Source organism: Pollutimonas bauzanensis (assembly GCF_900129885.1).
Taxonomy (GTDB): Bacteria; Pseudomonadota; Gammaproteobacteria; order Burkholderiales; family Burkholderiaceae_B; genus Pollutimonas; species Pollutimonas bauzanensis.
Genome location: NZ_FQXE01000001.1, coordinates 1 through 14,837 on the forward strand (window position 1 = coordinate 1; position 14,837 = coordinate 14,837).

General features: G+C 62.5%; 16 protein-coding genes. 3 read left to right on the top strand and 13 right to left on the bottom strand.

The window, feature by feature from the left end; genetic code table 11:
- Together BUB23_RS00005 and prpB are read right to left on the bottom strand one after the other, a co-directional pair.
- Window positions 1-672: citrate/2-methylcitrate synthase (locus BUB23_RS00005; RefSeq protein ID WP_281255526.1), on the bottom strand; the 672-nt coding region annotated here is incomplete at its 3' end.
- A 20-nt stretch (window positions 673-692) separates the two neighbouring features.
- A complete protein-coding gene (prpB, locus tag BUB23_RS00010) occupies window positions 693-1,598 on the bottom strand; it encodes a methylisocitrate lyase (protein ID WP_073100794.1) in 906 nt (301 codons plus the stop codon).
- A 228-nt stretch (window positions 1,599-1,826) separates the two neighbouring features.
- On the opposite strand from prpB, the gene prpR reads away from it, so the two are divergent.
- Window positions 1,827-3,761: a propionate catabolism operon regulatory protein PrpR gene (gene prpR, locus BUB23_RS00015; protein WP_073100796.1), complete on the top strand. Its 1,935-nt coding sequence runs from the start codon at window positions 1,827-1,829 to the stop codon at window positions 3,759-3,761.
- Between the two features lie 19 nt (window positions 3,762-3,780).
- Here the strand turns inward: prpR and BUB23_RS00020 are convergent, their stop codons facing one another.
- From BUB23_RS00020 to BUB23_RS00070, 11 genes are all read right to left on the bottom strand, one after another.
- Window positions 3,781-4,197 (bottom strand): helix-turn-helix domain-containing protein, encoded by a 417-nt coding sequence (locus BUB23_RS00020; protein ID WP_073100798.1) that lies wholly within the window; start codon window positions 4,195-4,197, stop codon window positions 3,781-3,783.
- A gap of 103 nt (window positions 4,198-4,300) precedes the next feature.
- Window positions 4,301-4,699, bottom strand: coding sequence for a MerR family transcriptional regulator (locus BUB23_RS00025; protein WP_073100800.1), 399 nt, complete (start codon window positions 4,697-4,699; stop codon window positions 4,301-4,303).
- 81 nt (window positions 4,700-4,780) lie between these two features.
- On the bottom strand, window positions 4,781-5,101 hold the full coding sequence (locus tag BUB23_RS00030; protein ID WP_178372235.1) for an integration host factor subunit alpha: 321 nt from the start codon (window positions 5,099-5,101) through the stop codon (window positions 4,781-4,783).
- 14 nt (window positions 5,102-5,115) lie between these two features.
- Window positions 5,116-7,524 (bottom strand): phenylalanine--tRNA ligase subunit beta, encoded by a 2,409-nt coding sequence (pheT, locus tag BUB23_RS00035; protein ID WP_073100804.1) that lies wholly within the window; start codon window positions 7,522-7,524, stop codon window positions 5,116-5,118.
- 116 nt (window positions 7,525-7,640) lie between these two features.
- Window positions 7,641-8,663: a phenylalanine--tRNA ligase subunit alpha gene (pheS, locus tag BUB23_RS00040; RefSeq protein ID WP_073100806.1), complete on the bottom strand. Its 1,023-nt coding sequence runs from the start codon at window positions 8,661-8,663 to the stop codon at window positions 7,641-7,643.
- Between the two features lie 70 nt (window positions 8,664-8,733).
- Window positions 8,734-9,093: a 50S ribosomal protein L20 gene (gene rplT, locus BUB23_RS00045; protein ID WP_073100808.1), complete on the bottom strand. Its 360-nt coding sequence runs from the start codon at window positions 9,091-9,093 to the stop codon at window positions 8,734-8,736.
- A gap of 19 nt (window positions 9,094-9,112) precedes the next feature.
- Window positions 9,113-9,310, bottom strand: a complete 198-nt coding sequence (gene rpmI / locus BUB23_RS00050; protein WP_073101588.1) for a 50S ribosomal protein L35 — start codon at window positions 9,308-9,310, stop codon at window positions 9,113-9,115.
- Window positions 9,311-9,596: 286 nt separating this feature from the next.
- Window positions 9,597-11,108: a YifB family Mg chelatase-like AAA ATPase gene (locus tag BUB23_RS00055; protein ID WP_073100810.1), complete on the bottom strand. Its 1,512-nt coding sequence runs from the start codon at window positions 11,106-11,108 to the stop codon at window positions 9,597-9,599.
- A gap of 147 nt (window positions 11,109-11,255) precedes the next feature.
- Window positions 11,256-11,522, bottom strand: a complete 267-nt coding sequence (locus BUB23_RS00060; RefSeq protein WP_073100812.1) for a BrnA antitoxin family protein — start codon at window positions 11,520-11,522, stop codon at window positions 11,256-11,258.
- Window positions 11,494-11,781, bottom strand: coding sequence for a BrnT family toxin (locus BUB23_RS00065; RefSeq protein WP_073100814.1), 288 nt, complete (start codon window positions 11,779-11,781; stop codon window positions 11,494-11,496). Before BUB23_RS00065 ends, BUB23_RS00060 begins: the two co-directional genes overlap by 29 nt.
- Before the next feature lie 261 nt (window positions 11,782-12,042).
- Window positions 12,043-12,774, bottom strand: a complete 732-nt coding sequence (locus BUB23_RS00070) for a FadR/GntR family transcriptional regulator (RefSeq protein WP_073100816.1) — start codon at window positions 12,772-12,774, stop codon at window positions 12,043-12,045.
- Between the two features lie 108 nt (window positions 12,775-12,882).
- Between BUB23_RS00070 and BUB23_RS00075 the strand changes: the two genes are divergently transcribed.
- A complete protein-coding gene (locus BUB23_RS00075) occupies window positions 12,883-13,752 on the top strand; it encodes a fumarylacetoacetate hydrolase family protein (protein ID WP_073100818.1) in 870 nt (289 codons plus the stop codon).
- Window positions 13,753-13,804: 52 nt separating this feature from the next.
- Window positions 13,805-14,800: a tripartite tricarboxylate transporter substrate binding protein gene (locus BUB23_RS00080; protein WP_245801112.1), complete on the top strand. Its 996-nt coding sequence runs from the start codon at window positions 13,805-13,807 to the stop codon at window positions 14,798-14,800.
- Window positions 14,801-14,837: the final 37 nt, after the last annotated feature.

The following is a 14,837-nucleotide window of genomic DNA, read 5'->3' on the forward strand; positions in this document are numbered from 1 at the left end:
CCCCGCGATGGCCGAGTACATGTCCGAGCCCGTGCCGGCAATCACCCGGCAGGTAAAGGTCGAGGCGTTGAATTCGTGCTCGGCATACAGGTTCAGCGACGTGTGCATGGCGCGCACCCAGTCCTCGCTGGGCGCCGCCCCGTGCAGCAGGTGCAGGAAATGCCCGCCGATGCTGTCGTCATCGGTCTGCACATCGATCACCCGCCCGTTATGGCTGAAGTGATACCAGTACAGCAGCGCCGAGCCCAGGCTGGCCATGAGCCGGTCGGCGATGTCGCGCGCGTCCGGCGCGTTGTGGTCGTCCTTCTCGGGCAGCATGCAGCCGAGCACCGACACGCTCGTGCGCATCACGTCCATCGGGTGGCTGGCCGCCGGCAGCGCCTCGAGCGCCGTTTGCAGCGCCGCGGGCAGCCCGCGCAGGCTGCGCAGCTTGGCCTTGTAGGCGGCCAGCTCCGCCCTGGTCGGCAGCTTGCCGTGCACCAGCAGGTGGGCCACCTCTTCGAATTCGCAGGTCTCGGCAATGTCCAGAATGTCATAGCCGCGGTAGTGCAGGTCGTTGCCGCTGCGCCCCACGGTGCACAGGGCCGTATTGCCCGCCACCACCCCCGACAGGGCCACCGATTTCTTGGGCTTGGGGCCCGCCTTGGTCTCTTTGCTGTCGCTAATCGCCATGTCTCATGCTCCTGAAAGGATTATTTCGCCTTGCCTTGCTGAAAAAGCGCATCAAGGCGGGATTCGAACTCGTGGTATCCGATACGGTCGTAGAGCTCTTCGCGGGTCTGCATCATGTCGATGACCTGCTTCTGGTGACCGTCGCGGCGTATGGCCGTATAGACTGTCTCGGCGGCCTTGTTCATGGCGCGGAAAGCCGACAGCGGATAGAGCACCATGCCGACGCCGGCGCTGGCCAGCTCCGGCACGCTGAACAATGGCGTTTGGCCGAACTCGGTGATATTGGCCAGCACCGGCACATTCAATGCCTGGGTGAAGCGCTGGTAAGTGGCCAGGTCGTACGAGGCTTCGGCAAAAATCGCGTCGGCCCCCGCCTCGACACATGCCAGCGCCCGTTCCAGCGCCGCGTCCACGCCATCCACGGCGATCGCATCGGTGCGCGCCACAATGAAAAAGTCGGAATCGGTGCGCGCATCGACCGCCGCCTTGACGCGGTCGGCCATTTCCCGGGTCGTGACGATCTCCTTGCCGGGACGGTGGCCGCAACGCTTGGCGCCGACCTGGTCTTCAATATGGCAGGCCGCCGCGCCGAACTTGATCAGGCTTTTGATGGTCCGCGCGATGTTGAAGGCCGACGGCCCGAAACCCGTGTCGATATCCACCATCAGGGGCACATCGCAGACATCCGTAATGCGGCGCACATCGGTGAGCACATCGTCCAGCGTATTGATGCCCAGATCCGGCAGGCCCAGCGAGCCAGCCGCCACGCCGCCGCCCGAAAGATAGATGGCGCGGTAGCCGGCGCGTTTGGCGAGCAAGGCGTGGTTGGCATTGATCGCGCCGATGATTTGCAGGGGCTGCTCGGTTTTCAGCGCCTCGCGAAACAATGCGCCTGGCGAACGTGGTTTCAAATTTGAGCTGGACATGGAGGAATACTCTCGATCTGTGGTCAATATGGGACTCAAAGCAATATCGATGCCAAATTCATCGCCCTTGCGCCGTTCTGAATATTTTGTTCTCTATCACCTTGTTTTAGAAAGGAAACTGCCGCGCATAGACCCGGGGACGCGGCGGTTTTCACGAGATAGGCGTTTCATTTATGCAATCCATATGTTCCAATCGTTTCATTCCTGTTACCCGCCCTGCCCCATATCATGTCTATCCCCCACACTCCCCATACTCCCCCGCTGCGCATCGTGGCCGTCGGCTTCCATGGCCTGCGCACGCTGCTGGAGGAACTCGCGCCGCATTACCACGCCGCCGCCGAGATACGCATACTGGACAAGGCATATGGCGATGCCGTCGCCGAAATCACGGCAATGCGCAAGGACGTGGGGATAGACGCCGTCGTGGCGGCGGGATCCAATGGCGGCTTTCTGCGCCAGCATCTGGACCTTCCGGTGATACTCGTCAAAGTGGGCGGCTTCGATGTGATGCACGCCTTGACCAAGGCATCGCGCCATTCGCGGCGCATTGCCCTGGTCACCTATGGCGCGGTGCCGCCCGAAATAAAGCATTTCAACGAATTCTTTTCCCTGGCGCTGGAACTGCGCACTTACCGCGGAGAACAGGAGGCGGAAATCTGCGTGCAGGAATTGCGCAATATGGCGATCGATGTGGTCGTTGCCCCCGGCCTGGTGGTGGACCTGGCGCGCGCCTACGGCCTGGAGGGCGTATTGCTGTATTCGCAAGGCTCCGTGCGCGAAGCCATGGACGACGCAATAGAAGTCGCCCGCATCGCGCGCCTGGAATCGGCCAAACGCGAAAGGCTGAACATCATTCTGGGCAAGCTCAAGGACGGTGTCGTCGCCGTCGACCTCGACGAGCGCATCGAAACCTTGAATCCGCCTATGGAAAGAATACTCGGACAGCCTGCGGAACGGCTTCTGGGCCAGCGCCTGAGCGCCGTGTGCGCCGAGCTGAGCTTGCGCAACACCCTGCGCTATGCGCAAAACGAGGTAGAACAAGTCCAGCAGGTAAACGGCAAGGCCGTGGTGGCGACCCGCATGTCCATCGTCGAGCAGGGCAAGCACACCGGCGCGGTCCTGATATGCCAGGACCCCGTGGCCATTCAGCGGCTCGACCGCCATCTGCGCGCGCGCGTCCTGCCGCGTCCCACACCGACCAAATATGAACTGAGCCACATCATCGGACAGAGCGCCTCGATCGCACGGGCCAAGGCGCGCGCCGTTACCTGCGCGCAAAGCCAGGCCACGGTCCTTATCATCGGCGAAAGCGGCACAGGCAAAGAGCTTCTGGCGCAAGGCATACACAACGCCAGTCCGCGCCGCGCCCAGCCGTTCGTCGCAATCAACTGCGCGGCCTTTCCGGAAGCCCTGCTGGAGAGCGAGCTGTTCGGCTATGTGGAAGGCGCATTCACAGGGTCGAGCCGCGGCGGAAAAATCGGCCTGTTCGAGGCGGCGCATACCGGCAGCATTTTCCTGGACGAAATCGGCGAAATGCCCTTGTCGCTGCAGACCCGGCTGCTGCGGGTGCTGCAGGAAAAGGAAGTCCTGCGCATCGGCGCAACCGAACCCACCCCCGTCGACGTAAGGGTGATAGCGGCCACCCACCGCGACTTGGGCGCCCGCGCGCTTGCCGGCGAATTCCGCAGCGACTTGTACTATCGCCTCAACATCCTGCTGATTGCCCTGCCCCCGCTGCGCGAGCGCCGCGAGGACCTGCCTCTGCTGGCCATGCATCTAAAAGAAAAGATCGCGCAGCGCCTGAATCAAAAAAACCCCGCCGACAATACCATCATCGACGCCATCGCCGAGGCGGCAAAACATTACTCTTGGCCCGGCAACGTGCGCGAACTCGAGAATCTGATCGAGCGCGCCATGGTGTTCCACGACCCGCAGCTGCGCGAACATCATGTGACTCTGGCGGAACTGAAAGATATCGCGCCCGAACTATTCGTGGACGGCCCGCATGCGCCGGAGGCCAGGCTGCGCGATAGCCGCGACGACGCGGAGCTGCGGCACATATGCGCCGTGCTGCAGGATTGCCAGGGAGACCGCGCCCGCGCCGCCGCAAGACTGAACATCAGCCGCAGCACGCTCTGGCGCAAACTGAAGCGGGCGGGCTGACCGTTGTCAGGGACTGCCCTCAGCCAGCGGGCGAATTCCAGCTCAGCGAGCCCTGCAGCGCGGTCATGGATTCCAGCGGCGCGCTGCGGCGGAAGGCCGTCGGCGACATTCCCACGTGCTCGCGGAAAGCGGTGGAAAAATTGGCGGCATTGGAAAACCCCAGCGCCTCGGCGATCGCCTGGATGCCAAGCGAACTCTGCGCCAGCAATCGCTGCGCCGTGCGCATCCGCTCGGCGCGCACGAACTCGGCCACCGATACGCCCAGACGCTGGCGAAAAGCCGCAGAAATCCGCTTCTTGCTCACGCCCAGGGCCCGGGCCAGCTCATCGAGACGGGCGGGCTCTGCCAGGCGAGTGGAAATATATTGCTTGACGGCCCGAATCAGTATCTGATCGCCGGGCTCGTCAAGACCGTAAGAAATTGGAGCGGTAGGCATAGGGCTGGACAACCAAAAGCGCCCGGACGACGCGGACGCAACAATGTTAACGCCATCAACCTTAAGTTCGCCCTGGAGTTTTGTCCAACCTTTTGGCCGTTTCTTAACCGTTATTGACGCTTTGTTCCAGCGCGCCGGACAGCATGTCCCGTATTGCATTCAGGTCGTTGCGCAAACCCTGCAATTCAGCACCCGAAAGACGGACGGCGGCGTCCTGGTCGTGCGGAATATCGTGCGTATCGCCAAGGCGATTGCGCGCGCCGCTGATGGTGAAGCCTTGCTCGTAGAGCAAGTCGCGTATGCGGCGTATCAGCAGCACCTCGTGGTGCTGGTAATAACGGCGGTTGCCACGGCGTTTTACGGGTTTCAGTTGCGTGAATTCCTGTTCCCAATAGCGTAATACATGGGGTTTTACGCAACACAAATCGCTAACCTCGCCTATCGTGAAGTAACGCTTGGCAGGAATCGGAGGCAGGGTGACAGGATTTTCGCTAGGGCTCATGGGCGGATGGGGGGCCGATTAATAGACGATACGTATTCGTAAAAGCGAGTCAAGCATGGCCGCGCCAGCGCGGCCAGGGCTTCACTCCGGATTGGCGGCGGCTTTGCCGCCCTGCTCGACCACGCCCTTGAGCTTCTGGCTGGCGTGGAAGGTCACCACCCTGCGCGCGGCGATGGGAATGACCTCGCCGGTCTTGGGGTTGCGCCCCGGGCGCGGCGGTTTGTCGCGCACCTGGAAATTGCCGAATCCGGACAGCTTGACCTCGACGCCGCGCGCGAGCGACTCGCGGATTTCCTCGAAAAAGGTATCGACGATATCCTTGGCTTCGCGTTTGTTCAGGCCCACGCGGTCAAACAGCAGCTCGGCAAGCTCGGCCTTGGTCAGGGTGCGGTCCGTATTCATTATGTCTGTACTCCTTAGGCGCGCTGGCGCACGCCATGCTCGCTAACTAGCGCCTGCAGCAGGCAATCGATGCACTGTTCCACCGTGGCATCGTCGAGTGTGGAATCGCGCCCTTGCAGCCAGAAGCGAAAGGCCAGGCTATTTTCCGCGGTTTGCGCCGATTTGTCGCGCCACACATCAAACAGTTTAATATCTTTGACGATGCCAAGAGTAGCATTAGATGCAATCGTGTGGGTAAGTGTATTCAACAAATCCTGATACGATGCGTCCGCGCCGGCCCACACCGCCAGGTCGCGTATCACGACCGGCTGGCGCGACAATTCCGCGGGCGCCGGCATTTCGTTGACCGAAATCGCCGCCACGTCGATTTCAAATACCACGGGCGCGTGCGCCAGGTCGCTTTGCTGGGCCCAGCGAGGGTGGATTTCCCCTATCCAGCCTACCGCCACGCCGTCCAGCTCCAGCCGGCCCGAACGGCCGGGATGCAAGGCCGGATGGCTGGCGGGAAGGCATATCAATTTGCTCGCCTGCGCGCCGAGCAAGGTTTCGAGGTCCTTCTTGACATCATAGAAATCCACCTGGCGCACCGGCACGCCCCACTGCTCCTCGAACGCAGGCCCCCACGCGGCGCCCGACAAATACTGCGGCTGGCGCACGCCGGCCACCGTCAGGTCGCCATCAGGCACGCTGGCATCACGCATGAACACCCGGCCCAGCTCGAACACCCGCACCCGGCCCTGCTTGCGGTTGGCGTTATGGACAATATTGGCCAGCAGGCCGCCGATAAGGCTGGAACGCATGACCGCCAATTGGCTGGCAATAGGATTGAGCAGCCGGATGGGGTCGGCATTGCCCGCGTAGTCGCGTTCCCAGGCCTCTTCCACAAAAGCGAAATTGATGACTTCCTGGTAATCCAGGCTGGCCATGCGTTCGCGCAGCGCATGGGGCCCGCGCAGCGCTTCAGGCGCGGTATGCATTTGGGCGCGGGCGATAGGCGGCAGGTCGGGAATGCGCTCAAAGCCGTAAATGCGCGCCACTTCCTCGATCAAGTCTTCTTCTATGAACAGGTCGAAGCGGTACGATGGCGGCGTTACGATGAAAACATTATCCCGCAACTGGAAGGGCAGGCCCAGGCGCGTGAAGATCTGTTCGACCTCCTGGCGCGATACCGGCACGCCCAGGACCCGATGGCAGCGATCCAGCCGCATGCTTACCGGCGCGCGGGCCGGCAGCTCCAGCACCTGGTCGTCGAGCGGGCCGGCCTGTCCGCCACAGATGTCGATCAGCAGGCGCGTCATGAATTCCAGATGCTCGGTGATCGATTCGAAGTCGACGCCGCGCTCGAACCGATGGCTGGCTTCGGAGCTGAACTTGTAGCGGCGCGCCCGGCCCATGATGGCTTGCGGCCACCAGAAGGCCCCTTCCAGGTAGATATCAGTCGTATCCAGCGTCACCGCCGTGGCCGCCCCGCCCATGATGCCGGCCAGGCTTTCCACGATCCCGCCGGCGGCGATGACGCCGACATCCGCGGCAAGCTCCACCGTCTGGCCATTGAGCAGTTCGAGCGTTTCGCCGGGCTTGCCCCAGCGCACCGTCAGGCCGCCCTGTATTCTCTGCAGGTCGAACACGTGGGTCGGGCGGCCCAGTTCGAGCATGACATAGTTGGAAATATCGACCAGAGCGGAAATCGAGCGCTGGCCGGCGCGCTCCAGGCGCGTCTTCATCCAGGCGGGAGTTGCGGCCCTGGCATTCACGCCGCGTATCACGCGCCCGGCAAAACGGCCGCAAAGGTCGGGCGCCGCCACCGCGACGGGAAGGCGATCGTCCAGCGTCGCGGCCACCGGCGCGAAAGCCGGCAGCGTCAGCGCCGCGCCGGTCAGGGCCGCCACTTCGCGCGCAACACCGAGTATCGACAGGCAATCGGCGCGGTTGGGCGTCAATTTCAGGGTGAACAGCATGTCGTCCAGGTCCAGCGCCTCGCGCAGCGACATGCCGACGACAGCATCGGCGTCGAGCGCCAGCAGGCCCGCATGGTCTTGCGACAAACCGAGCTCGCGCGCCGAACACAGCATGCCGGCCGATTCGACGCCGCGCATCGTGGCGGTGCCGATTATCATGCCGCCAGGCAATTGCGCCCCGACGCGGGCCAGCGGAACCTTGATGCCGGCCGCCGCGTTGGGCGCCCCGCAAACGATCTGCAGCGGCGCGCCCGAACCGTCATCCACCTGGCACACCCGCAGCTTGTCGGCATTCGGGTGCGGCGCCACTTCAATGATGCGGGCCACCACGATGCCGCTGAACGGCGGCGCCGCCGGAGCCGTTTCTTCGACCTCCAGGCCCGCCATCGTCAACTGATGCGACAAGGCATCCGTATCGAGGTCGGGATTGACAAAAGCGCGCAGCCAGGACTCGGGGAATTGCATAAGAGACTCGTTGGATTCGTTTAACTACTGCAAGGACTTAACAGCGGGATTGTAAGCATGCACTGACCTGCAATCCAGCGCGAAAACCAGGCATGCCAAATGGCGCAGCCGGGAAGCTAGCGGTTGAACTGGCGCAAGAAGCGCAGGTCGCCTTCGAAGAACTGGCGCAGATCGTTGACGCCGTAGCGCAGCATGGTCAGGCGTTCCAGGCCGGAGCCGAAGGCGAAGCCGATATAGCGCTCGGGGTCCAGCCCGTAGTTGCGCACCACCTCGGGATGCACCTGCCCCGAACCGGAAATCTCCAGCCATTTGCCCTGATTGGGTCCCGAGGTGAACATCATGTCGATTTCGGCCGAGGGCTCGGTGAAAGGGAAGAATGACGGGCGGAAGCGCACCGAGAGATCGTCGGTCTCGAAGAATGCCCGCAGGAAATCGGTGTAGACGCCCTTGAGATCGGCGAAAGAAATATCTTCGGCGATCCACAAGCCTTCGACCTGATGGAACATCGGGGAATGGGTGGCGTCGCTGTCGACCCGGTAAGTGCGCCCGGGGGCGATCACCTTGATCGGCGGCTTGTGCATGCGCGCGTAGCGCACCTGCATGGGGCTGGTATGGGTGCGCAGCAGCAAGGGCAAGCCTTGCGCATCCTGCATGTCGACGTAGAAGGTATCCTGCATGGAGCGCGCGGGATGGTTTTCCGGATTGTTCAGGGCGGTGAAGTTGGTCCAGTCGTTTTCGATTTCCGGGCCGTCCGCCACGTCGAAACCGATGGAACGGAAAATCGCTTCGACCCGCTGCCAGGTCTGGATGACGGGATGGATGCCGCCAAACCCCCTGCCCCGTCCCGGCAGGCTGACATCTATCGTTTCCAATGCCAGGCGCTTGTCCAGCTCGGCCTGCGCCATTTCGGCGCGGCGCGCGTTGAGCAGGCCTTCGATATGCTGCTTCAGTTGATTGATGCGCGCGCCTTGCGCCTTTTTCTGCTCGGGGTCGAGCTGCGCCAGCCCCTTGAGCATGGCGGTCAGGGCGCCCTGCTTGCCCAGAAACCTGGCCTTGGCGTTTTCCAGCGCCGCCGCATCGGCAGCTTGGGCAAATTGTTCTTTTGCCTGAACAATCAGGTCATCAACCGGAGGAGTCATAGTGTCGCTTTTCCAAATACAAACGGAGCCCACTTGAGCCCCGTTTGCAGCAATACAGAATCGAAATCGATCAGGCAGCCAAGGCAGATTGTGCTTGGGCAACCACCGCGGCAAAGCCGGCTTTATCGTTGACGGCCATATCGGCCAGTACTTTGCGATCCAGTTCGATCGAGGCTTTTTTCGTGCCAGCGATGAACACGCTGTACGACACACCCAATTCACGGCAAGCCGCGTTGATACGGGTGATCCAGAGGGCGCGGAAAGTGCGCTTCTTGTTGCGACGATCGCGATAGGCATATTGCCCAGCTTTCATTACCGCCTGTTTGGCGATACGGAATACATTACCGCGGCGACCGCGATAACCTTTAGCTGCTTTAATAACTTTTTTGTGACGAGCACGGGCAGTTACGCCGCGTTTTACGCGTGGCATGGTATGAGATCTCCGTTAATCAAGCGAAAGGCAACATTGCCTTGACCGAGGCGACATCAGACTTGTGCACCGCGGTTGAGCCGCGCAACTGGCGCTTGCTCTTGGTTGTTTTCTTGGTGAGGATGTGGCGCTTGAACGCCTGGCCCCGCTTGATAGACCCGCTACCACGAACCTTAAAGCGCTTGGCAGCGCCTTTCTTGGTTTTCATCTTAGGCATGATGTAACTCTGTTGTTTATGAATGTAGGTGACCGCCAAACCAAACTGGCGGTGCTTGCATGACCCAGCAATCACTTATTGGGGGGCGCCCTGGAATGGTTTCCTGGGCTTAATCTTCTTGATCTTTCCCAAAATAGCTGGAAAAGCCCTTGATTATACGATGCTTTCAAAGCTGCTGTCCAGATGTGCCGCTAAACGCGTTGGGGCAGGCCCTCGCTTGACTTTGGGCGGCGCCGCGCCCGGATGGGGAACCTGGTCCAGGGCAATGCGGGCGATGAGAGTCCCCTCAGCCCCAAGGCTGCCTGTATTGCATCGCTTCGGCCACATGCGCGCCGCCGATCACGTCCTCGCCGGCGAGGTCGGCCAGCGTTCGGGCGACCCGCAGCACGCGGTGCGCCACCCGGGCCGACCAGCCCCAGCGCAGCATGCCTTGCCGCAGCAGCTCTTGTGCCGGCTTGCGCAAGACGCAATATTTCTCGATTTCGCCCACGCCCAGGGCGGCATTGAGCTGCGGCTGGCGATGCGCCTGGCGCTCCCGGCAAAGCAGGACCCGCTCGCGCACCGCTGCCGAGGCCTCGCCGGGCGGCGCATCCATCCAGTCGGCGCCGGCCGCGGGCAGCGCGATCTGCAGATCCACCCGGTCCAGCAAAGGGCCCGAAAGCCTGGCGCGATACTTTTGAATGCGGTCGATGCTGCAGCTGCAATGCATTTTCTTGTGGCCCAGCCATCCGCAGGGACAGAGATTCATGGCCGCCACCAATTGGAACGCAGCGGGGAAAGTCAGGGTCCGGGACGACCGGGCGATCGAGACACAGCCGGTCTCCAAAGGCTCGCGCAAGGATTCCAGCACGCGCCGCTCGAATTCAGGCAGTTCATCCAGGAACAGGACGCCCCGATGCGCCAGGCTGATTTCGCCGGGGCGCGGATGCACGCCGCCGCCTACCACGGCCGGCGCCGATGCCGTATGGTGCGGCGCCCGGAAAGGCGGCAAATCGCTGAAGACCGGGTCGCGCCCGCTGATACCGGCCAGCGCGGCGACTTCCAGCGCATGGTCGGGACTCAAGGGCGGCAGCAGGCCGGGAAGACGATGCGCCAGCATGCTTTTGCCCGTGCCCGGCGGACCCGCCATCAGCAGGCTATGGCCGCCCGCCGCGGCAATTTCAAGAGCCCGCCGCGCCAGCGCCTGCCCGCGCACTTCGGACAGGCAGGGGGCGGCGGCCGTCGCGGCGGCCGGCGGCAGGGGCTGCGCCTGCGCCAGCGGCGCCCTTCCTGAAAAATGCTCCACCACGTCGAACAGGCTGCCGGCGGCCAGGACGGCCAGCCCCGGCACCCTTGCTGCAATGCGCGCGCAATCGGGCGGCATCACCAGCCGGGCGCCGGGCTCGCCTCGCGCCACCGCCAAGGCGATGGCCAGCGGTGCCCCCACCGCCACGATCGCCCCGGTCAGCGACAATTCTCCCGCGAACACATAGTGCCGCAGTTCCGGCATGCCGGCGCCGGCCTCGGGCTGCACCTGGCCGGACGCCAGCAGCACCCCCAGCGCTATGGGCAGGTCGAAGCGGCCGGATTCCTTGGGCAGATCGGCGGGAGCGAGATTGGCCGTGATCCGGCCCGCCGGGAACTCATAGCCGCTGCTGATGATCGCCGAACGCACGCGTTCACGGCTTTCACGCACACCGGCGTCGGGCAGGCCCACCACGTGGAAGGCCGGCAAGCCCGGCCCGACATGGACTTCGACCCGCACCGGAAGGCCGTCCAGGCCGCAAAGCGCCCGGCTTGCCAGCACCGCTAAAGACATGACGCACCTCCGCTACGCTGGGCTCCCCCGCTGGCGGGGGCGACTTGCCAAAGCAGAAAGTATGGCCCGCCCACCGGTCGCGCGGGGCGCACAGGCCGGGATTTGCCCAGGGGGATTAGTACGCAGAGCCCGCCGGCGATGCGCAGCCTAACGGCGCGAGCTCACGTAATCCTCGAGCACGGCATTCATGCGGGCTTGCCATCCCGCGCCGGTCGACTTGAAAAAATCAATGACCTCGGCGGAATAGCGTATCGAAATCTGCACCTTGGGGTTGGCCTTGGGCGGCCGGCCGCGACGTGGCCGCAAGGCGGCCAGCTCGGCGTCCGTAAATGGCGGATTATCAGGATCATTGCGGGCCGCTGCCGTAATGGCAGCATCCTCGGCATTACTCGGTCGTATCAATTTGAGAGACATAATAATCAAACTCCCGCTGATTGGCTTTGCGCAGGCTGATGAGCCGGATACCGCCGTCACGTTCCACGTACACCATTACATGCAATCGCCGCCCGATGGGGCCAAAAGCGATCCAGCGCATTTCCCCATAGTTTTGCCGGATGTCGAGCTCGACCACCGCATCGGCCCACTCAAATGCTGGAGCATCGGAAAAATCCACGCCGTGTTTGGCGACATTCGCGCGGCGCTTGGCTTCATTCCAGTCGTAGCGGACAAGCATTTTTGATTATTGTAGCTTCATTAAATAGGCACAGGCAAGCACCGCGGATTGCATCCAGACGCATATCCGGCACGCTAGAGACATGGCGTCACCGCCGCGCTGGCACCCGCGCCCGCGGGCTGACTCGCCAAAGTCACCAAGTATGGCCCGCCCGCCGGTCGCGCGGGGCGCACATTCCAGGATTTGCCCAGGAGAATTAGTACGCAGAGCCCGCCGGCGATGCGCAGCGGCCAGGAGCCGTCCGGAGATTACGACGCAGCCCTAGCCAAACAAATTGCGCTGGATTTGCCGCAAATGCTCGGTCAACAGCTTCCTGGCCAGCTCCGCATCCCTATCCCGGAGCGCATTGACAATGGCCCGGTGCTGGATTTCGTATTGCTTGCGCGTTTCGTCCGTCAAGGAAATGCGCTTCAGGCGCCCCCACTCCCCCTGCTCGCGTATCCTGTTGGTCAGGTCCAGAACCTGCACGAAAAACGAATTGTGCGTGGCAAGTGCGAACGACCTGTGCAGGGCCTCGTCCCAATGCTCGAACGCTTCGATAGTCGGGGCGGACTCGGCTTGGCCGAGGCACTCGACCATGCGCTCGAAATCGGCGGCGGTGGCATGCTGCACGATCAGCCCCGGCATCAAAGGCTCGAGCAGCAGGCGCCCCACCATCAGTTCCGCCGGACTGGTGTGGGCAGTGGCCGCGGGGACGGCCCGGGGCTCGAACAAGGTTTCCGCCTTGGCGCAAACAAATGTGCCGCTGCCCACCATCTGGGTGATCAAGCCCTGTTCGCGGAACGTGGCCAGCACACGGCGCACCGCGCCCCGCGATACGCCGAAGCGCTCGCCCAACTCTCTTTCGGGAGGCAGCTTCATACCTTCTTTGAGTTTCCCCGCGGCCATTTCGGCCGTCAGATGATCCGCCAGCGCCCGCCCGCCTTGCATCCGTATGCCCTCCAGGGCATTTGCCTTTCTCACGCCGATCCCCCCTTGCCTGCCCCATGCCATTGCGCATTGTAGCAATCGGCGCCGGTAATTGGGCTTTATATGAGCCCAATTTGGTATCACCCATATGGTAAATTTAATGCCTTTACGATATTTCTCGACGAGGGGAAAATGAAATTCGCAACGCTGCAGCATCGAGGAAGAGCCCAGCCATGTGTGGTGGACGCAGAAAGCAAGCTGTTTTGGCCCATTTCCGAGATGGTTGCCGGGTTCCATGGTGATATGAACCAATTGGTACACGATTATCAGAAAATCAAGGACCAGCTAGACATCTCCGCCCCAGGGCGGGATTTGCGCGGCGCCACGATCCTGGCCCCCATACCCCGGCCCCGGCGCAATATCTTTTGCGTCGGCCGCAATTACCATGCGCATGCCAAGGAGCTGGCCGCTTCGGTATTCAAGGACAATGACAAGAATGCCCAGAGCTGGCCGATTGTCTTTACCAAAGTACCCGAGTGCGTGATCGGCCCCTCGGACCGCGTGGCGCTGCCCGGCGAAATCTCCGGGCAAATCGACTACGAAGCCGAGCTTGCCATCATCATCGGCAAGGGCGGAAAGAATATTTCCCGGCACGCGGCGATGGATCATGTCTTCGGCTACACCATCGTCAACGATGTCACGGCGCGCGACGTGCAAATGCGCCACCAGCAATGGGATATGGGCAAGTCCTTCGACACCTTCTGCCCCATGGGGCCCTGGATAGTCACCAGCGATGAACTGGACGGCAGCAATACGCGCGTGCGCTGCTGGGTCAATGGCGAATTGCGCCAGGATGGCGCCACTCCGGACCTGATCTTCGACTTGCCCGCGCTGATCGAGACCTGCTCGCGCGGCATCACTCTTTTTCCGGGGGACATTATTGCCACCGGCACGCCGGCAGGCGTGGGCATGGGCATGAATCCGCCGCAATACCTTAAAAACGGCGACGTCGTCCGCATCGAGATCGACGGCATCGGCGTGCTGGAAAATACCTTCAATTAAAAAAACGACTTCCCTTAATTTTTTCTTATTTGCATGGCCGGAGGAGACACTCATGACTATCAAGCGTGGAAATTGGTCGAATACAACAATGGCGCTCAAGGGGATTTGCGCCGCGGCGGCGCTCGTCCTGTCGAGCCACGCCATGGCGCAATATCCCCAACACCCCATCACCATGATCGTGCCGTTCCCGCCGGGCGGCGTAGCCGACACCGTTGCGCGGCCCGTGGCGGACGCCCTGTCCAAAGAGCTGGGCCAGACGGTGGTCATTGAGAACAAGGCTGGCGCCGGCGGCGCCATAGGCATAGGCGCGGCCGCCCATGCCAAGCCGGACGGCTACGCAATCCTGTTGAGCCTGTCATCCATTTCCATTCTGCCGGAAGCCGACAAAATACTGGGGCGCAAGGCGGCATTCCAGCTTGACCAGTTCAAGCCCGTGGCCCGCATCACCGCCGACCCGACGGTCCTGGTGCTGCGTGCCGACGCGCCATGGAAAACGGCGCAGGAATTCATCGAATACGCCAAGAAGCATCCCAACGAGATCACCTATGGCAGTTCAGGCATCTACGGCACCATGCACGTGCCGATGGAAATGCTTGCCCAGGCCGCCGACGTAAAGCTGGCGCACATACCTTATACCGGCGCGGGTCCGGCCGTAGCGGCCCTGCTCGGAGGCCATGTCCAGGCCCTGGCCACTGGGCCGGCCAGCGCCATCCAGCAAATCAAGGCCGGCAAATTGCGCGCCCTGGCCCATTGGGGCGATAAACCCCTCGCGGCCTTGCCCGATGTGCCCAGCCTGGACTCCCTGGGCTACGACGCGAAATTCATCCAGTGGTCCGGCGTATTCGTACCGGCCGGCACCCCGCGGGAAATCGCCGCCAAGCTGGACCAGAGCATGGCGAAGATAGCGGCGGACCCGGCATTCAGGCAGACCATGCTGAACCTGGGCAGCCCGCTCGAATACATGTCCGCCGCCGACTTCGACGCCTACTGGAAAGAGGATTCCCGGACCATCGCCAGGGCGGTGAACAAAATGGGCAAAATCGAGTAGGCCGTCCAGGAGCGCCGCAAGCGCATGATAAAGTAAC